This window comes from Tenacibaculum sp. 1_MG-2023, from assembly GCF_030547425.1.
Classification (GTDB): domain Bacteria; phylum Bacteroidota; class Bacteroidia; order Flavobacteriales; family Flavobacteriaceae; genus Polaribacter.
The window spans coordinates 15,543-33,464 of record NZ_JAUORH010000003.1 but is presented as its reverse complement, the minus strand read 5'-3'; the positions used below and the strand labels follow the sequence as shown (position 1 = coordinate 33,464).

19 protein-coding genes are annotated in these 17,922 nt (G+C 31.6%); 3 read left to right on the top strand and 16 right to left on the bottom strand.

The genetic code is table 11. The features are described from left to right. Positions 1–25: 25 nt before the first annotated feature. The gene (locus Q4517_RS03090; protein WP_115902211.1) at positions 26–382 is read right to left on the bottom strand and encodes a helix-turn-helix domain-containing protein; all 357 of its coding nucleotides are present in this window, start codon (positions 380–382) and stop codon (positions 26–28) included. Between the two features lie 95 nt (positions 383–477). On the opposite strand from Q4517_RS03090, the gene Q4517_RS03085 reads away from it, so the two are divergent. Beyond that, complete coding sequence (locus tag Q4517_RS03085) at positions 478–1,077, top strand: nitroreductase family protein (RefSeq protein ID WP_303506114.1); 600 nt, start codon at positions 478–480, stop codon at positions 1,075–1,077. Between the two features lie 64 nt (positions 1,078–1,141). On the opposite strand, the gene ftsY is transcribed toward Q4517_RS03085, so the two are convergent. The 7 genes from ftsY to Q4517_RS03050 all read right to left on the bottom strand — a co-directional run bounded on the left by ftsY (position 1,142) and on the right by Q4517_RS03050 (position 5,947). Further along, positions 1,142–2,095 (bottom strand): signal recognition particle-docking protein FtsY, encoded by a 954-nt coding sequence (gene ftsY / locus Q4517_RS03080; RefSeq protein WP_303506112.1) that lies wholly within the window; start codon positions 2,093–2,095, stop codon positions 1,142–1,144. A 237-nt stretch (positions 2,096–2,332) separates the two neighbouring features. Next, complete coding sequence (locus Q4517_RS03075) at positions 2,333–2,485, bottom strand: DUF4295 domain-containing protein (RefSeq protein WP_115902213.1); 153 nt, start codon at positions 2,483–2,485, stop codon at positions 2,333–2,335. A gap of 28 nt (positions 2,486–2,513) precedes the next feature. After that, positions 2,514–2,696: a 50S ribosomal protein L33 gene (gene rpmG, locus Q4517_RS03070; RefSeq protein ID WP_093113661.1), complete on the bottom strand. Its 183-nt coding sequence runs from the start codon at positions 2,694–2,696 to the stop codon at positions 2,514–2,516. 27 nt (positions 2,697–2,723) lie between these two features. Next, positions 2,724–2,963 carry a 50S ribosomal protein L28 gene (gene rpmB, locus Q4517_RS03065; protein WP_115902236.1) on the bottom strand — a complete coding sequence of 80 codons (240 nt, stop codon included), beginning with the start codon at positions 2,961–2,963 and terminating at the stop codon, positions 2,724–2,726. 164 nt (positions 2,964–3,127) lie between these two features. Further along, positions 3,128–4,372 (bottom strand): competence/damage-inducible protein A, encoded by a 1,245-nt coding sequence (locus tag Q4517_RS03060; protein WP_303506100.1) that lies wholly within the window; start codon positions 4,370–4,372, stop codon positions 3,128–3,130. A 41-nt stretch (positions 4,373–4,413) separates the two neighbouring features. Next, positions 4,414–5,022: a fumarylacetoacetate hydrolase family protein gene (locus Q4517_RS03055; RefSeq protein WP_303506098.1), complete on the bottom strand. Its 609-nt coding sequence runs from the start codon at positions 5,020–5,022 to the stop codon at positions 4,414–4,416. 85 nt (positions 5,023–5,107) lie between these two features. Next, positions 5,108–5,947, bottom strand: a complete 840-nt coding sequence (locus tag Q4517_RS03050) for a 1,4-dihydroxy-2-naphthoyl-CoA synthase (protein WP_303506096.1) — start codon at positions 5,945–5,947, stop codon at positions 5,108–5,110. A gap of 93 nt (positions 5,948–6,040) precedes the next feature. Between Q4517_RS03050 and Q4517_RS03045 the strand changes: the two genes are divergently transcribed. After that, positions 6,041–7,273, top strand: a complete 1,233-nt coding sequence (locus Q4517_RS03045; protein ID WP_303506094.1) for an alpha/beta hydrolase — start codon at positions 6,041–6,043, stop codon at positions 7,271–7,273. Position 7,274: 1 nt separating this feature from the next. Here Q4517_RS03045 and Q4517_RS03040 read toward each other — a convergent pair whose 3' ends face one another. The 4 genes from Q4517_RS03040 to Q4517_RS03025 all read right to left on the bottom strand — a co-directional run bounded on the left by Q4517_RS03040 (position 7,275) and on the right by Q4517_RS03025 (position 11,020). Then, the gene (locus Q4517_RS03040; RefSeq protein ID WP_303506092.1) at positions 7,275–7,685 is read right to left on the bottom strand and encodes a DNA-binding protein; all 411 of its coding nucleotides are present in this window, start codon (positions 7,683–7,685) and stop codon (positions 7,275–7,277) included. Position 7,686: 1 nt separating this feature from the next. Further along, a complete protein-coding gene (gene menD / locus Q4517_RS03035; protein WP_303506090.1) occupies positions 7,687–9,342 on the bottom strand; it encodes a 2-succinyl-5-enolpyruvyl-6-hydroxy-3-cyclohexene-1-carboxylic-acid synthase in 1,656 nt (551 codons plus the stop codon). A 109-nt stretch (positions 9,343–9,451) separates the two neighbouring features. Continuing rightward, positions 9,452–10,105 carry a fructose-6-phosphate aldolase gene (gene fsa, locus Q4517_RS03030; protein WP_303506088.1) on the bottom strand — a complete coding sequence of 218 codons (654 nt, stop codon included), beginning with the start codon at positions 10,103–10,105 and terminating at the stop codon, positions 9,452–9,454. A gap of 114 nt (positions 10,106–10,219) precedes the next feature. Continuing rightward, positions 10,220–11,020 carry an SDR family oxidoreductase gene (locus Q4517_RS03025; protein ID WP_303506086.1) on the bottom strand — a complete coding sequence of 267 codons (801 nt, stop codon included), beginning with the start codon at positions 11,018–11,020 and terminating at the stop codon, positions 10,220–10,222. A 92-nt stretch (positions 11,021–11,112) separates the two neighbouring features. Here Q4517_RS03025 and Q4517_RS03020 point away from each other — a divergent pair, with 92 nt between their 5' ends. Continuing rightward, positions 11,113–12,783: a M1 family metallopeptidase gene (locus Q4517_RS03020; protein ID WP_303506085.1), complete on the top strand. Its 1,671-nt coding sequence runs from the start codon at positions 11,113–11,115 to the stop codon at positions 12,781–12,783. 488 nt (positions 12,784–13,271) lie between these two features. On the opposite strand, the gene Q4517_RS03015 is transcribed toward Q4517_RS03020, so the two are convergent. From Q4517_RS03015 to Q4517_RS03000, 4 genes are all read right to left on the bottom strand, one after another. Continuing rightward, positions 13,272–15,116, bottom strand: coding sequence for a DUF349 domain-containing protein (locus Q4517_RS03015; RefSeq protein WP_303506084.1), 1,845 nt, complete (start codon positions 15,114–15,116; stop codon positions 13,272–13,274). Positions 15,117–15,202: 86 nt separating this feature from the next. After that, entirely contained in the window at positions 15,203–15,964 is a 762-nt protein-coding gene (locus Q4517_RS03010; RefSeq protein ID WP_303506082.1) for a shikimate dehydrogenase, read from the bottom strand. Continuing rightward, positions 15,945–16,952, bottom strand: a complete 1,008-nt coding sequence (locus Q4517_RS03005; protein WP_303506080.1) for a DUF368 domain-containing protein — start codon at positions 16,950–16,952, stop codon at positions 15,945–15,947. Before Q4517_RS03005 ends, Q4517_RS03010 begins: the two co-directional genes overlap by 20 nt. A 39-nt stretch (positions 16,953–16,991) precedes the next feature. Next, complete coding sequence (locus Q4517_RS03000; RefSeq protein WP_303506078.1) at positions 16,992–17,915, bottom strand: DUF368 domain-containing protein; 924 nt, start codon at positions 17,913–17,915, stop codon at positions 16,992–16,994. Positions 17,916–17,922: the final 7 nt, after the last annotated feature.

The window sequence follows — 17,922 nt, the reverse complement described above, 5'->3', positions numbered from 1 at the left end:
AATAACTGATGATGTTTAAACACTATTATTTGGAATGATTTTTTACAGCAAAATCTCCCCAGTCTGCGATAGACTGAATTATTGGAATTAAACTTTGTCCTAAATCTGTTAAAGAGTATTCTACTTTTAAAGGTGGTTTTGATGTATACACTTTTCTTTTAATTACACCATCTTCTTCCAAGGCTTTCAACTGTAAGCTTAAAGTTCGTTCTGTAACCATTGGAATCTCTTTTCTTAACTCACTGTAACGAAGTGTTCCTTTTATTAAATGAAAAAGAATTACTGTTTTCCATTTCCCTCCAATTACTCCCATAGTAAGACTAGTGCAACAAGGAAATTCTTTCCCTTTAAATGTAAATGTTTTAGATGTTTGTCTGTCCATAATTTATACTATCCTTTTTGACCGTTATTGCAAAGATAAAATACTATAATTACTTTTGATACTATAATATTTATAGTTTAATTAAAAAATAGAATATGAGCTTTATATCATCAATGCAGCAACGTTATACTACCAAAAAATACAATGCTTCAAAAAAAATTGAATCTAAAAAAATTAAAGAATTACAACAGGTATTACAATTAAGCCCTTCATCAATAAACAGTCAGCCTTGGAAATTTACTTTTGTTTCTGATGCTGATACTAAACAACGCCTTTCAGAAGTATCTTGGTTAAACACAAGTAAAGTTCTTGAGAGTGATACTGTTGTAGTGTTCAACCGAATTAATGATATTGAATTATTTGAAAAACAAATTGAAGAAGAACTACCTGAAGGAGCTGTCGGTTATTATAAAGAATTTATAAAGCCAAAACCTGAAGAAGAGATTAAAGCTTGGTTTGACAGACAAGTTTATTTAGCTTTAGGTGTTTTTTTAAGTGCGTGTGCAGAAATGGGAATTGATGCTACTCCAATGGAAGGTATTGAACCCGAAAATTATGACAAAATTTTGAATAACGAAGGTTATGCAACCCTTGTTGCTGTAGCTATAGGCTATAGAGATAACGAAGATTTTAATCAACCAGATAGAAAACCAAAATCAAGATTAGTATTTAACAAGGTTATTAAAACAATTTAAAATAAAAAAACTCCCAAATTGGGAGTTTTTACTTTGTTATATATTCTTTCACAGTAAAAAGATATTATTTAAAAAACGAGTCTACAAATTCGTGTTTGTTAAATACTTGCAAGTCGTCGATACCTTCTCCTACTCCAATATATTTTACAGGAATTTGGAATTGATCTGAAATACCAATTACTACTCCCCCTTTTGCAGTACCATCTAATTTAGTTACTGCTAACGATGTTACTTCTGTTGCTTTGGTAAATTGTTTTGCTTGTTCAAATGCATTTTGACCAGTAGAGCCATCTAACACTAATAATACATCGTGTGGAGCATCTGGAATTACTTTTTGCATTACACGTTTAATTTTTGTCAACTCATTCATTAAATTAACCTTGTTATGTAAACGTCCTGCTGTATCTATGATAATTACATCAGCATCTTGATTAACCCCTGATTTTACAGTATCAAAAGCTACGGAAGCAGGGTCTGATCCCATATCTTGCCGTATGATAGGTACATCTGTTCTGTCAGCCCAAACTTGTAGTTGGTCTATCGCTGCTGCTCTAAAAGTATCAGCTGCTCCTAGCACCACTTTTAAACCTTTCTTTTTGAATTGTGAGGCTAACTTCCCAATCGTAGTTGTTTTTCCTACTCCATTCACTCCTACTACCATTAACACATATGGTTTTTTATTAGCAGGAATCGTAAAATCAGTTTCATCTCCTGTATTCGTTTCTGATAATAAACCTGCAATTTCTTCACGTAAGATTTGGTTTAATTCTTCAGTTCCTAAATACTTATCACGAGATACACGATCTTCAATTCTATCAATAATTTTTAGGGTAGTTTCAACTCCTACATCAGACGACACCAATACTTCTTCTAAATTATCTAGCACATCATCGTCAACCTTTGCTTTACCTGCAACTGCTTTTGATAATTTAGAGAAAAAACTTGATTTGGTTTTTTCTAATCCCTTGTCTAAGGTTTCTTTTTTCTCTTTCGAGAAGATTTTTTTAAAAAAACTCATTCTTAAATTTTATAATCGCTTATATAGGTTAAAAACTATACCAAATTTTTGATACGGTCAAATTGTCATTGTACAATTACAATTCGCGTTAGGGATTATCTCGGCATCCTTTTTTTGAAGAAAAAGATATAGCGAAAAGCCCGACCCGAAGGGTAACGTTCAAAAATACAGATTTTTAATACATAAAAAAAGCTACTCTCTGATGAAAGTAGCTTTTCTTTAAACTGTATACAAGAATTACTTTTTTGCTATAAAGTCGTTTACTTGTGCTGGATCCATAATAGCTTCAACAAAAGTGTAAGCTCCAGATTTAGGAGACTTTACCATTTTGATAGCCTTGGTTAATCTTTTCGAACCTGTTTGTAACGATGCTACTGATTTCTTTGCCATTTTATATTAAAGTTTACGCCGTAGCTTATTATTTAATTTCTTTATGAACTGTCATTTTCTTTAAGATTGGATTAAATTTCTTTAATTCCATTCTATCAGGAGTATTCTTTTTGTTCTTTGTTGTAATATAACGAGAAGTTCCTGGTTTACCAGAAGCTTTGTGCTCAGTGCACTCTAAAATTACTTGAACTCTGTTTCCTTTTTTTGCCATCTCTCTAAAATTTTATCTAGTAAGGAATTATTTAGTTAAGAAACCTTTTTCTCTAGCTTCTTTAATAACCGCAGAGATTCCTTTTTTATTAATATTTTTTAATGCAGAAGCAGATACTTTTAAAGTTACCCATTTATCTTCTTCTGGAATATAGAAACGCTTATTCATTAAATTAGCGTTAAACCTTCTTTTAGTTCTATTTAAAGCGTGAGATACATTATTACCTACCATCGCTTTTTTTCCTGTTAATTCACAAACTCTAGACATCTTCTTGACAGTTTTTAGTGTTATTTCTAAACGAGGTGCAAATTTATGCAATTTAATTTATTGCACAAAAACATTCTCGATTAAATTTCTAATTATTTTAATCTTTTCAAAACTAGGTTCAGCATCTAACCTATTCGGAAGCGTAACGGCGGCAAAAATACTAATTATTTTAATATAGTAGCCTGTAAAAGTTCTAAAGATTTAGTTACAGTTCTATTAATAACCTTTTCCCTTGGTTGTCCAAAATTAAATTCATAAACCTCTACTCCATCCTTAGTAGCAATAGCGATATACACTAGACCTACATTCTTATCGTTGTGATCAGTTGTTGGCCCTGCGTTTCCAGTTACAGCTATAGCATAATCAGTTTGTAGTTTCTCTAAACACCCTTTTGCCATTGCTGAAGCTACTTCTTTACTTACTACTGTAAACTCATCAATTGTTTCTTTAGAAACACCCAATAACTGTTGCTTTAGAGCTGCTGTATACGTAACAAAACCGCCCTTAAAATATGATGATGCTCCTGGAACAGTAACGATAGTTGATGCTATTTTACCTCCTGTTAAACTTTCTGCAGTGGCAACAGTTTTTCCATACTGTTTTAACAGCTTACCTACTTCTTTTTCTAATGATGTTTCATTATCGTCTCCAACGATAATTTCTGGAATTAAAGTGTATAGTTCAGTAACTTGCTTTTCCATTTCTTGCACTAGCAGTTTTTCATCATTTCCTTTAGCTGATAATCGCAAACGTACACTTCCATAAGACGGCAAATATGCTAACTTTATAAAATTAGGTAAATTATCTTCCCAGTCGGAAATTCTTTCAGCAATAATTGTTTCCCCTGTACCAACCGTCATAATGGTTCTATGTAATATGAACGGTAATTTAAAAGTAGATTGAAGCTTTGGAAGTACGTCATACTTCATCAATCCTTTCATTTCATAGGGAACTCCTGGAAGTGATACAAAAACCGTATTATTTTCATAAAACCACATTCCCGGTGCTGTTCCTAAACGGTTCATTAATAAAGTTGCTTTGGAAGGAAGCTGCGCTTGATATCGTTGAATTTCGTTAAATGGATGATTCACTTTTTTGAATAGATATTTAATGTTATCAATAACTTCGGGATATTCAACTATCTTTTCATCTTTAAAGTATGTTGCAATCGTTTTTTTGGTGATATCATCTTTGGTAGGTCCTAATCCTCCAGTAATAATAACAATGTCAGCTCTACTTTCTGCTTCTTTTAACGCATTTAAAATATGTTGTTCTTCATCTTGTATTGACGATATTTGGTAAACTGAAACTCCTATTTTATTGAGTTCTTGACCAATCCATTGTGAATTGGTGTCTACAATTTGTCCGATAAGAATTTCATCTCCTATCGTAATAATTTCTGCATTCATGTATATATCTAAAAAAGAATCCCGCCGAAGCGGGATATATTTTATTTTACTTTTATTTGAAAAGCTTGCTTTCCTTCAATAGTTCCTGTTAAAATGTCATTTCCTGCTACTTTACCAACTCCTGCTGGCGTTCCTGTAAAAATAATATCTCCTTTTTTTAAGGTAAAATATTGTGACACATAACTAATCAACTCATCAATTTTCCACAACATACTAGATGTATTTCCATCTTGCACCACCTCATCATTCTTCTGTAATTGAAATGATAAGTTTTCTAAGTTAAACTCTTCTTTAGGAAAAAACTCTCCCACAACAGCACTACCATCAAAAGCTTTTGCTTTTTCCCATGGTAATCCTTTCTCTTTACACTGTGCCTGTACATCACGTGCTGTAAAATCAATTCCCAATCCAACAGTGCCATAATACTTATGTGCAAATTTTGGAGAGATATGTTTTCCTACTTTGTTTATTTTTACCAGTACCTCTACTTCATAATGAATATCATTTGAAAACGGTGGAATAAAAAATGGCATTTTTTTAGGAAGAATAGCTGAATCTGGTTTTAAGAAAACCACTGGGTTTTCTGGTCTTTCATTTGCTAATTCTTCTATATGTTTTGCGTAATTACGCCCTATGCAAATTATTTTCATTTCTTCAATTACGAATTATGATTTTAGAATTACGAATTAAAAAATCTTCAACTCGTAATTCATAATTTTTAAAATTATCAATCAGTTACGGTATCCAAGTTTTAGGGAAGTTAGGTTTACGTTTTTCTAAAAACGCATCACGTCCTTCTTTAGCTTCATCTGTCATATAGGCTAAGCGTGTAACTTCTCCTGCAAATACTTGTTGACCTACCATTCCGTCGTCCGTTAAGTTCATTGCAAACTTTAGCATTTTAATTGAGGTTGGTGATTTTGCTAAAATTTCTTGTGCCCAATCAAAAGCTGTTTGCTCTAACTCGTCATGAGGAATTACGGCATTTACCATTCCCATTTCATACGCTTCTTGCGCTGAATAATTCCTTCCTAAAAAAAAGATTTCACGTGCTTTCTTTTGTCCTACCATTTTAGCTAAATATGCTGAACCGTAACCTGCATCAAACGAAGTTACATCGGCATCTGTTTGTTTAAAAATAGCATGTTCTTTACTCGCTAACGTTAAATCACAAGTTACATGTAAACTGTGTCCTCCACCTACTGCCCAACCTGGAACTACACAAATCACTGCCTTTGGCATAAAACGTATTAAACGTTGTACTTCTAAAATATTCAAACGGTGATACCCGTCTTCTCCAACGTATCCTTGATGTCCACGTGCATTTTGATCTCCTCCAGAACAAAAACTCCAAACTCCATCTTTAGTTGATGGTCCTTCTGCCGACAATAACACAACTCCAATATTGGTGTCTTCATGCGCATCTTGGAATGCATTTAATAACTCAGAAGTAGTTTTTGGTCGAAATGCATTACGTACATTTGGTCTGTTAAATGCTATTCTCGCAACGTTGTGTGACTTTTTATAAGTAATATCTTCGTACTCCTTGGCAACTTTCCAGTCTGGCTGTATCATAATTTTAAAATATTGTCGTTATTTAGTTGTACAAAAATAACATAATAACTTTATTTTCTTTTCTATATTTGAACGATATAATTTACCCCTAATATGAAACAAGTATATTTATTATTTACCTTATTAATTAGCACTAGTCTTTTTTCTCAAAAAATTGTTACTCAAAAAGTCAATTCGAAAGAGCTAGGAAAAGATAGGAACATTAAAATCTACCTTCCTAAAGGATATGATATAGACGAAACTACTAACTACCCTTTAGCTATCGTTTTAGGTGATGAGTACCTATTTGATTTATACGTAGGAAATGCTAAGCTTTATGCTAATGTTGATAAAGCTCCGAGACAAATTGTGGTAGGGATTGACATGAAAAACACTTATGGAAAAGATATTTCTATTATACCCTCTAACAATGCATTAACAAGTTCTGGAGTACATTTTTTTAATTTTATTAAGCACGAATTAATTCCTTTTATGGAAGGAAACTACAGAACTTCTCCTTTCATGACAATTGTTGGTGAAGGAAAGGGTGCTAATTTTATTACTCATTATTTAAAGGATGAAAAGCCTGTTTTTAACTCATACATATGTATTACACCTGATTTACCTCAATTTGCTCCGGCAATTTTAGAATCATATTCTCTTAGCAGGCTGGGTTCTATTGATAATACCTACTTTGTATACATAAGTAATAACAAAAAATATATTGACCCTAAGCAATACAGTCGTTTTAGTGAAATTAGAACTTTGTTAACATCATATGAAGCCAAAAACTTTAATGTTACTTTTGATGAGTTTGAATCTTCTCCTAGCTATTTAGCAATGATTGGAGAAACTATTCCTAGAGCTTTTACACAAATGTTTAGTTTATATTCTAAGATTACTAAAGAGGAATTTGAGGCTAATGTGAAAGATTTAGCTCCTTTAGATGCTATTAAATATGTTGAGAAAAAATATTTAGATATTCAATATTTGTATGGTTCTAACTTAAATGTTCGTTTGGATGATATTTTTGTTATTGAAGACATCGTTATTGATAGACAAGACGGTGATTATTTAAGAGTTTTAGGTGATTTTGTAATGATAAAGTACCCTGATTCTCACATGGGTGATTTCTACATTGGTAAATATTACGAGTTGGGGAAAGACTACGAAAAAGCTGATTTTTATTATAAAGCTGCTTATGGGAAAATGGATCCTTCTAACCCTAACGCCGATGCTTTTTATGAAAACATTAAACGTGTAAACGATTTAATGGGGAGTAAAAAGACAGAGGAAGAAAATAATACTAATGATGAGGAAATTATTGAGGAAGAAGAGCAAGAATAGGCTATTTTAACACTATTCTGTCTTCTTGTAATTCTATTTTTTTACTCTTATACAAGCTACCAACAGCTCTCTTGAATGCTTTTTTACTCATTTGTAAATGAAATTTAATTGATTCAGGAGAGCTTTTATCTGTTAACAGCAAAAAGCCTTTTTCTTCTAACTTTTTAAGTATTTTTTCTACATCAGAATCAATTACATTTTCAAATCCTTGTGGGCGTAGTGATACATCAATTTTTTCGTCTTCACGAATCTTCTTAATGTAACCTACTTTTCGCATTCCTTCTTCAACATCACTAAAAACTTCATTATTATACAACAAGCCTTCATACGCTTCATTAATTAAAACCGAATAACCTAAAGCGGTTTGAACACCAATTACTAAATCTACCTTATCACCTTCTTTTAATTCCATCTTATACGTTTTTAAAATAGTTTTTTAAAACTACGTCATTTATTTCTTTTGGAGTAAAAATCTCCATTATTTTTGGTTGATTCGATTCTTCATAAAACGAAGTCAAACTATTTTGTAAGCTTTTTAAGTCTTTTACCTGAACATATTCAAAACCATACATTTTTGATAAATATTCTGCTGTTAAACCGTGTGGTGTTTCAAAATATTCAGCAGCGTTCGTTGATAGTGGACCTGGGATATATCTAAAAATACCGCCTCCAGCATTGTTTAAAATAATAATTCTAAAATTCTTGGGAATATTTGTGTTCCACAACGCATTACTATCGTAAAAGAAACTTAAATCCCCTGTTATAAATACTGTTTGATTTTCTGAACCAAATGCAGCTCCAATAGCTGTACTTGTACTTCCATCAATCCCACTAGTTCCTCTATTACAAAATACTTTCAAGGTCGAATTCACATCAAACAATTGTGAATATCGAATGATTGAACTGTTACTTATTTGTACTTGTGAGTTATTAGGAATACTATTTAAAATAACTTCAAAAGATTTTAAATCTGAATACTCACAGTTTTTTAAGTACTCTTCATGTTTTACAGCTTTAAGTTCTTTTTCTTGTAACCACCTTATTTGGTAATTACTTAGAACATCTTTCTTTTTACCAGAAAGCACTCTTAAAAAGGTTACAGGATTCGTTTGTACAAACTCCGACAAACAATGATAAGTATCCATTGCTTTTAACTCATCAACATGCCAGTGATGTTTTGGTTGTAACTTTCTTAAAAACTGTTTTATTCTTTTAGAAATCACCATTCCTCCTAAAGTAATTAATACTTCAGGTTGTAGTTTTTTATACTCTTCTTCCGTTAACTTAGATATTAGCTTATCAATACTATTGATAAACTTCGGATGATATACATTTGATGTTGTTTCTGTCAATACTAAAACAGAAGTATCGTCTGCATATACATCTAATATTTTTTGAAGTTCAACATCTGGAAAATTACTTCCTACTAAAATCATTTTTTTAGTTGAAGAATTCCAAATAGAAGAAAGTATTTCGTAGTCCTTATGAGATTTCTCGACTTCTCTCGAAATGACACTTGAAAAATCAAAAACTTTTAGTTCTTCTACAGTTTCATATAAAGGTTCGTCAAACGGAACATTGATATGAACTGGTCCTTTTTGGTTTATAGAAGTTTGTAATGTTTCAACCAGTAAATCGGTATTATTTTTCAACTTACTTTCTTCCTCAATCAAATTAGCTGAAGACAAAATATGATTTTCAAATACATTTTCTTGACGAATGGTTTGTCCGTCACCAATATCAATTAAGTGTTTAGGTCTATCTGCTGAAATTATAACTAGCGGAATTTGGCTATAAAAAGCTTCTGCTATAGCAGGGTAATAATTTAACAAAGCAGAACCAGAAGAACATACGATAGCTACAGGTTTTTGCTTTTGTTGTGCTATTCCCATTGCAAAAAAGGCTGCACAACGTTCATCTACCACACTTAATGCTTCAATTGTTGGATGATTTGAAAATCCAATAGTAAGCGGTGCGTTACGAGAGCCTGGAGAAATAACAACGGTATCAATATTAAATTGATGACATGCTGAAATTACTAATTGTGCGAGTTCTTTTTTTGGGAACATTTCTTTTAAAGTTAAAAAATGTCATTTCGAAAAAAACGAAAAACCTTTTTGAACAAATAGATTTCTCACTTCTGTCGAAATGACATTGTATTATTTCCAACTAAGTTGGTTAGTTTCCTTTTTTATAATCTGCTAAGAATTTAGCTAAACCAATATCAGTTAATGGGTGTTTTAACAACCCTTCAATAGCACTTAATGGCCCAGTCATAACATCAGATCCAATCTTAGCACAATCAATAACATGCATTGTGTGACGTACAGATGCTGCTAATATTTGCGTTTCAAACATATAGTTATCATAAATCTGACGGATTTCAGCAATTAGGTTTAAACCATCTGTAGAAACATCATCTAAACGACCAATAAACGGAGACACATACGTTGCTCCAGCTTTTGCTGCTAACAATGCTTGACCTGCTGAAAACACTAATGTAACATTGGTTTTAATTCCTTTGTCAGAAAAATATTTACATGCTTTAATCCCATCTTTAATCATAGGTAACTTTACTACAATTTGAGGATTCAAAGCAGCTAACGCTTCTCCTTCTTTTATCATTCCATCAAAATCAGTAGAGATTACCTCAGCAGAAACATCACCTTCAACAATTTCGCAGATTGCTTTGTAGTGATTGATAATATTTTCTTCTCCTGTTATTCCTTCTTTAGCCATTAATGACGGATTGGTAGTTACTCCATCTAAAATACCTAAAGCTTGTGCCTCTCTAATTTGATCTAAGTTAGCTGTGTCTATAAAAAATTTCATCTGTATATTTATTATGTAGTTGTGTTCTAATTCTTAGTATTTCAAAAGGGTTAAACCCTCTATAAAACAATTTTATATGCCGTAATTTTCTTCAATTACTATTCTTCTGCGAATTTACAATTTATAATGATTCATTAGAAGCTTTTCATAAACTTTATCGGGCAGTATTCTTTTTAACACAATTGAAAACTTCTCCATAAATCCACCTATTTTATAATGAATTTTAGGATTTTTATTTTCAATGATTTTATAAATAGCTTCTGCCATTAGTATTGGGTCTGCTCCTGAATCTACATGAGTATCCATCAAAGCTAAGTTTTCAGCATACTTTTCTTTGTAGGCAGAGTTTTCAAAAACAGGTGTGTGATATCTTCCTGCAGCAATATTCGTAGCAAAATCTCCTGGAGCTACGTTTACAACATTAATTCCAAAGCTTTTCACCTCCATACTCAATGCTTCTGTTACTAACTCTAAAGCTCCTTTACTTGCAGAATAAATCCCTCTAAATGGTAATCCCATATATCCGGCGATTGAAGTTGTATTAATAATAGTTCCTGATTGCTGCTTTCGCATATGAGGTAATACCGCTTTAACAACATCAATTACTCCAAAGAAGTTTGTATTAAAGTTTTCCTTCATTTCTTCTGTTGGTGTATCTTCAATAGGACCTGTAATCCCTTTTCCTGCATTATTTATCAACACATCTATCTTTCCTTCTACATCAATCACTTTTGCTATAGCCTCTTTTATAGATTCTTCATTGGTTACATCTAACGACACCATTTGAAATGGAACATTCACTTTTTTAGGGTTCCTGCTTGTTCCGTAAATTGTAAACCCTCTATCGTATAAATATAAAGCTATTGATTTTCCTATTCCTGAAGAAGCTCCTGTAATGAAAACTATTTTTGACATTGTTCTTATTTTAAGCAAATATCTTAAAGTTACCATCAATAAAAAAACTTTAAAAACTTATCTTAGCCTTTTATCTTTCAAGAATAAACACTATGTATAAAAAACCATTTTCTTTATCTGTTTTTATGACATCTTTGGCTATTTTAATTGTCGGATGTTCTTCTTTAACAGCTCAAAAAAACACATCTTTATTTTCAAATACTGAGAAGTTTACTCGTCAAGATTCTTTACGTGGTTCTATTACTCCTGAAAGATTGTGGTGGGATTTAACATATTATCATCTTAACGTAGCTGTGAATCCTGATAAAAAATTTATTGAAGGAAAAAACACGGTACAATACAAAGTTTTAAAACCTCATCAAGTTTTACAAATAGATTTACAACCTCCTTTAAAAATTACTAAAGTCACTCAAAACAATGAAGAACTACAAGTTGTTTCTGAAGGAAATGCCCATTTTATTCAACTAAAATATCCTCAAAAGAAAGGATCAATAAATTCTATTGATGTGTATTATGAAGGAAATCCTAAAGAAGCTATCAGAGCTCCTTGGGACGGTGGTTTTTCTTGGAAAAAAGACAGTAATGGGAATCATTTTGTAGCCACATCTTGTCAAGGGTTAGGTGCTAGTATTTGGTGGCCAAATAAAGATCATATGTATGATGAAGTAGATTCTATGGCTATTAGCGTTCGTGTACCTAAAAACCTAATGGATGTTTCTAACGGACGTCTACGTAACATCGAACAACATAATGATAATACTACAACATATCATTGGTTTGTTGATAACCCAATTAATAATTATGGTGTTAACGTTAATATTGGAGATTATGTTCATTTTTCTGAAAAGTATAACGGTGAAGATGGAGAGCTAGACATGAATTATTATGTATTACATGACAACCTAAAAAAAGCTAAAAAGCAATTTAAAGATGCTCCTAAAATGATGAAAGCTTTTGAGCATTGGTTTGGTAAATATCCTTTTTACGAAGATGGCTTTAAGCTGGTAGAAGTTCCGTATTTAGGAATGGAACATCAAAGTTCAGTTACCTATGGTAATCAATATAAAAATGGATATTTAGGTAGAGATTTATCTGGAACTGGTTGGGGGCTAAAGTTTGATTTTATTATTATCCATGAAGCGGGTCATGAATGGTTTGCTAACAATATTACCAATGTAGATATTGCTGATATGTGGATTCATGAAAGTTTTACTGCGTATTCAGAAAACTTATTTTTAGATTATTACTACGGTAAAGAAGCTTCTGCAGCATATGTTATTGGAACTCGAAATGCAATTCAAAACGACATTCCAATTATTGGCAATTATGATGTAAATGATGAAGGTTCTGGTGATATGTATTATAAAGGTGCCAACATGTTACATACTATTCGTCAGTTAATAAACAACGATGAAAAATGGCGACAAATTTTACGTGGATTAAATGCTGACTTTTACCACCAAACAGTAACTACACAAGAAGTTGAAAAATATATGATTGAAAAATCAGGAATTGATTTAAGTAAAGTATTCGACCAATATTTACGTACAGTGAAAATTCCTGAATTTGAGTACAAGGTTGAAAATAATACTTTAAAGTATCGTTGGGGTAATGTGGTAAAAGGGTTTAACATGCCTTTAAAAGTAATTATTAACGGAAAATCTGAATTATTACATCCTACTGAGAATTGGCAAGTAAAAACTATTAAAGGAGACTCTATTAAAGTTGACAAGAATTATTATGTTAACTTTAAATCCGTTTAAAATAGCTGTATTTTACCTTTTATGATTAAACAGTTACTAAAAAAGCCTTACACTTAACCCTAAAAAACTGTTCTTAATTGACGGATTAGGAGCAGTTCTATCAGCTTTTTTATTAGGAGTAATATTGGTAAATCTTGAAAGTATTATAGGCATCGCACCTTCAACACTTTATTTACTAGCTGTATTACCTATATTTTTTGCTGTCTACGATTTTTACAGTTATCAAAAAATACACAATGAACTAAAACCTTTTTTAAAAGGAATTGCCATATTAAATCTGCTATATTGTTGTCTTTCTATTGGAGCAGCATTCTATCATTATAAAACAATCACAAGTATAGGGTGGATATATATTTTAGTTGAAGTCTCAATTATTATCATTCTATCTATAATTGAACTTACCATAGCAAAAAGACTTACCAAAAATTAGATATAAAAAAACTCGAACCTTATCTGGTTCGAGTTTTTCTTTAACTATACATTATTACTTAGTAATCTAATCTTCTTAAATAATCTAGTTTTTCTTGCCAAAGATCTAATTGATCTTTAAACTCTTGTATTCCATTACGAACATTTTGTACTAAAGGATTGTCTTCTGTAGCGTTTGAAATAAAACTTAAATTATTTTCTAACTGTTGCATCTCACGTACAGTTTCATCTATTCTCTTTCTAATAAAGAACTGTTCACTATCTAGTTTTCTGTAGTCTTCTTGTGATAAATATGCATCAACAACACCTTTAAACTTCATCATTTCAATATCAATTCTACTCATATCTAGTTTATCTAAGTGAGCATCCATTGCTTTATTGAATTTTTCGTCTAAGTAACGTGCATTTCTTGGCAACGCTCCTAACGCTCTCCAATCAGCTAACGTTTTTTCTACATCTTCTTCGTTAGATATTTCAGCCGTTTTAATTTGTTCTATAAACTCTTTTTTAGTTTCTACTACAGCTAACTGCTCTTTATTCTGCTCATTTTTACGAGCGTGTAGTCTGTCAAAATAATGATTACAAGCATTTTTAAAACGTTTCCAAATATCATCAGAAAACTTTCTAGGTACATGCCCTATTTTTTTCCAATCAGCCTGAATACGTTTCATAGTATTAGTAGTTTCGCTCCAATCTTCACTCTCTTTTAAACTTTCAGCTAGTTCTACCAACTCCATCTTCTTCTTTAAATTCTCATTTTGAGAACTTTTTTCTTCCTTATAAAAAGCATTTTTCGCTGTATTGAATTTTTTTGTAGCTACTTTAAATTCTTGCCAAACTGCTTCACTTTTACTATAAGGCAGCTTTCCTATGTCAAAGTATTTTTTACGCAGTTTTTCTATTTCTGCAATACTTTTTTGCCAATCGTTATGTGTTTTATTATTTGATGTATCGTATGCACTTATTTCAGCAGCAACTGCCAATTTCGCATCAATCATTTCTTGATGCTTTGACTTTAGCTCTCTGTAATGTTGATGACGTCTGTCGTGAATCTTCTTAGTAGCTTCACTAAACCTACCCCAAACATCTTCTCTGTGCTCTCTTGATACTGGTCCTATATCTTCTTTCCACATACGATGTAATTCTTGCAACTCTTTAAAAGCTACATTAACATCTTCTACTTCATTTAAGGCCTCTGCTCTTTCAATTAATCGTAGTTTTTCTTCTAGATTATGTTTGAAATCTAACTCTCTAAAGTCTTTATTTAAATGTAGTAAATCATAAAAACGCTCTACATGGTGGTGATAAGTTCTCCATGTGTCGTTATACTTTGTTTTTGGTACTGCTCCTATACTTTTCCAACGATTTTGAATTTCTTGAAAATCATGATACATCGTTTTAGGATCAGCATTTTTAATTAAAGATTTTAATTCTTCAATCAAATTATTTCTTCTCTCTAAGTTTTCTTTTAATTGTTTTTCTAACTGAGAATAGTATGCGTCACGTTTGGCTTTATATTCACCTAATAATTTGTTGTATTCTGTTTTTATTGGGCTAGAAAATTGAAAATCTATAGAATTTCCTCCATCGGCTAAAAATGCTTCTTTTTTCTTTGCTAGTAAAGCTCCAAACTTAGAGTTAAATGCTGTTTTAATAGCATCTACATTTGATTTTAGTTGCTGAATTGGGTGGCTTTTAAGCAATTTTTTTAATTCATCTACCAATTTTTCTAACTCCATCGAAGCATAATCAAGCATGGGGATTTCGTGCTTTTCATCTGCTTTTTCAGATTCATTGGCTACTTCATTTTCAACCTCATTAACAGCATTTTCAGTTTCTTCATTTGTCTTCGCTTGCTCTTCTGTAATTGGCTTTTCTACTTTCTCTTCGTTATTTTCTAACATATCTACAATGTTTAAGTTCCTTTGATTTAGATTATAAAGATAAGGATTCTTAGAGAATAGCAAATTTTATTTTAGTTTTTAAAATTTTAGCTATTGTTCCATATTTTCCAAGCTTTCTCTGCTTGAAGTTCTAACATCTCTAATCCGTTTTTTATGGTTGTTCCCTGTTTTTTTCCTTTGCGTAAAAAAGTGGTTTCTGATGGATTGTATATTAAGTCATATAACAGGTGTTTGTCTGACAAAAATTCATACGGAATATCTGGGCAGTTCTCTACATTTGGGTGTGTACCTAGAGGTGTACAGTTTACAATAACAGAGTATGACTCAGTAAGTTCTTTAGTAATATCTTGATACGAAATCTGTTTTTTTCCTTCAGGAGTTCTCGATACATATTTATACTTCATCCCTAGACTTTCAAATGCAAAAGCTACTGCTTTTGAAGCACCTCCTGTTCCTAAGATCAAGGCTTTTTTATGATGTTTTTTTAGCAATGGTTTTAGTGACTTTTTAAAACCATACACATCAGTATTATATCCTTTTAACCTTCCTTTTTTAGTAATTTTAATAGTATTGACCGCTCCTACTTTTAAGGCTTTCTTATCTATTCTATCTAAAAAATTAAAAACATCTAGTTTGTACGGAATGGTCACATTCATTCCTTTTAACTGCTTTTTATTTTCTTTTATTTTTTGAGGAAGTTCGTGTATAGATTGAATATCAAAATTGATATACTCATGATTTTTTAAATCTAATTTTTCAAACTTTTCGGTAAAATATCCACGAGAAAATGAGTACGAAATGTTCTTTCCTACTAAAGCATATAAATGCTTATTTTCTTTTTTGGTCATAAAAATCAATAATTAATATTAATGCAACTCCAATAATAATAAATCCTATTGAAATCCATGTTTCTTGATTGTTAAAATTCGGAATAAATCTTTGGTAATTTTCTATAATTTTATTTCCGCTTTGATCTAACAAAAATGCACCTTCTTCTTTCTTATAAATAGTTTCTTTCCATGGCCAAACAACCCCTAATGATCCTGTAATAAAACCTATGATAATTGCTGTTACAATTTGATGCCATCTTTTTAAAACATAACCCAAAACATGTGAAATAGACACAAGACCAAACGCTGAACCTGCTGTAAAAACTCCTATAATTTTTAAGTAACGTACTTTTACCTGATCATTTAATACTTCAAAGTTTCCAGACAATAGGTTGGCTATTACATTCCCTAGCACATTTACACTATCTACCAACAGCATCACATAGTTCCCTAATAATATGAGAATAAATGAGCCTGAAAGCCCTGGTAATGTCATTCCTGAGACTCCTATTATCCCACATAGAAACACAAACCACAAGTTGTCATTTTCTGTTGCTGGTGTCATAAAACTTATGGAGACACCTACTGAAACTCCTATTAGTAACCCTAAAATAGTTTTAGGTTTCCAATCTCCAAAATCTTTTGATATGTAGTAAATGGAGCCTATAATCATTCCAAAGAACCATGACCATACATATAGTTGATAATTTCTTAAGAAGTAATCTAAAACAAGAGAAACACTGAAGTAGCTAAACATACTTCCTCCCATTACCCATACTAAAAACTGTAAATTGGTATAACTAGCAAAACTTTTAAAACGACCGTTAAGCAACAATTTAAAAGCTTTACCATTTATTCTTTGAAAAGTATAAATAAGTTCTTCATAAAACCCCATCACAAAAGCCACCATACCACCAGAAACTCCCGGCACTTTATTAGCTCCTCCCATTATCAATCCTTTTAAAAAAAGATTTATTTTTTGTGATAGCGTGCGCTCTTTATACATGCTCATGCTGTTTAATTAGAACGCTAAGTTAGTTATTTTCTAATGCTTTTTTACTGCTATTTTTTCTAGTAATAAAATAAGTCCGAAACCAATTAAGGCCAACACAGTTGCATACATTAATTGAGGGTTTCCATCATAAGAAAACGGAGAAATAGATAACTCATTAAAAGGAACTTGTTCTCCATGAGAATTGGTTCTATAAGTCAGTACTTTTTTCCATGGCCAGATTTTATTTAATGAACCTATAATAAACCCTGTTAACACAACTAGCGTATAATTTTTATAATTTGAAAACAAGTATTTCAAAACTCTTGAAAACGTTAGCAAGCCTACTATTGCTCCTAAAGCAACAAATGTTATAGTTGTAAAATCACGGTTATTTACAGCTGCTAAAACTGGTTTATAGGCCCCTAATAACACCAAAATAAAAGACCCTGAAATACCTGGTAAAATCATTGCACAAATTGCTATAGCGCCTGCTAAAAACATAAACGACATTGATGAATGTTCTGAAACTAGTGGGTTTAATGTTGTTATATAGTAAGCGAGTATCGCTCCTAAAATTAATAGAACTCCTGAAACAAGATTCCATTGAGTTACCTGTTTTGCTATATAAATAACGCTTGCTAATACTAAGCCAAAGAAAAAAGACCATACTAAAATTGGGTGATTTACTAATAACCAAGAAATCATTTTTGCTAACGAAACGATACTAATAAAAATCCCAACAAAAAGAGATACTAAAAAATTACCGTTTACCTGTTTCCACGCTGATTTAAAACCTTCTTTTTGTAAGGTTTTAAGTAATTTTATATTGATATTACTTATAGAGCCTAATAGCTCTTCATAAATCCCTGAAATAAAAGCGATGGTACCTCCTGAAACACCTGGAACTACATCTGCAGCTCCCATAGCCATTCCTTTTAACATGATTACAAGGTAATCCTTACTTGTTCTACTCATAAAATAG

Coding starts and splice junctions, on each gene's coding strand:
- Q4517_RS03060 (WP_303506100.1), bottom strand. CDS start 4,372: ATGAATGCAGAAATTATTACGATAGGAGATGAAATTCTTATCGGACAA.
- fsa (WP_303506088.1), bottom strand. CDS start 10,105: ATGAAATTTTTTATAGACACAGCTAACTTAGATCAAATTAGAGAGGCA.
- rpmG (WP_093113661.1), bottom strand. CDS start 2,696: ATGGCAAAAAAAGGAAACAGAGTTCAAGTAATTTTAGAGTGCACTGAG.
- Q4517_RS03040 (WP_303506092.1), bottom strand. CDS start 7,685: ATGGAATTAAAAGAAGGTGATAAGGTAGATTTAGTAATTGGTGTTCAA.
- Q4517_RS03050 (WP_303506096.1), bottom strand. CDS start 5,947: ATGATACAGCCAGACTGGAAAGTTGCCAAGGAGTACGAAGATATTACT.
- Q4517_RS03085 (WP_303506114.1), top strand. CDS start 478: ATGAGCTTTATATCATCAATGCAGCAACGTTATACTACCAAAAAATAC.
- Q4517_RS03075 (WP_115902213.1), bottom strand. CDS start 2,485: ATGGCAAAGAAATCAGTAGCATCGTTACAAACAGGTTCGAAAAGATTA.
- Q4517_RS03090 (WP_115902211.1), bottom strand. CDS start 382: ATGGACAGACAAACATCTAAAACATTTACATTTAAAGGGAAAGAATTT.
- Q4517_RS03055 (WP_303506098.1), bottom strand. CDS start 5,022: ATGAAAATAATTTGCATAGGGCGTAATTACGCAAAACATATAGAAGAA.
- Q4517_RS03005 (WP_303506080.1), bottom strand. CDS start 16,952: ATGTATAAAGAGCGCACGCTATCACAAAAAATAAATCTTTTTTTAAAA.
- Q4517_RS03025 (WP_303506086.1), bottom strand. CDS start 11,020: ATGTCAAAAATAGTTTTCATTACAGGAGCTTCTTCAGGAATAGGAAAA.
- menD (WP_303506090.1), bottom strand. CDS start 9,342: ATGTTCCCAAAAAAAGAACTCGCACAATTAGTAATTTCAGCATGTCAT.
- ftsY (WP_303506112.1), bottom strand. CDS start 2,095: ATGAGTTTTTTTAAAAAAATCTTCTCGAAAGAGAAAAAAGAAACCTTA.
- Q4517_RS03020 (WP_303506085.1), top strand. CDS start 11,113: ATGTATAAAAAACCATTTTCTTTATCTGTTTTTATGACATCTTTGGCT.
- Q4517_RS03015 (WP_303506084.1), bottom strand. CDS start 15,116: ATGTTAGAAAATAACGAAGAGAAAGTAGAAAAGCCAATTACAGAAGAG.
- rpmB (WP_115902236.1), bottom strand. CDS start 2,963: ATGTCTAGAGTTTGTGAATTAACAGGAAAAAAAGCGATGGTAGGTAAT.
- Q4517_RS03010 (WP_303506082.1), bottom strand. CDS start 15,964: ATGACCAAAAAAGAAAATAAGCATTTATATGCTTTAGTAGGAAAGAAC.
- Q4517_RS03045 (WP_303506094.1), top strand. CDS start 6,041: ATGAAACAAGTATATTTATTATTTACCTTATTAATTAGCACTAGTCTT.
- Q4517_RS03000 (WP_303506078.1), bottom strand. CDS start 17,915: ATGAGTAGAACAAGTAAGGATTACCTTGTAATCATGTTAAAAGGAATG.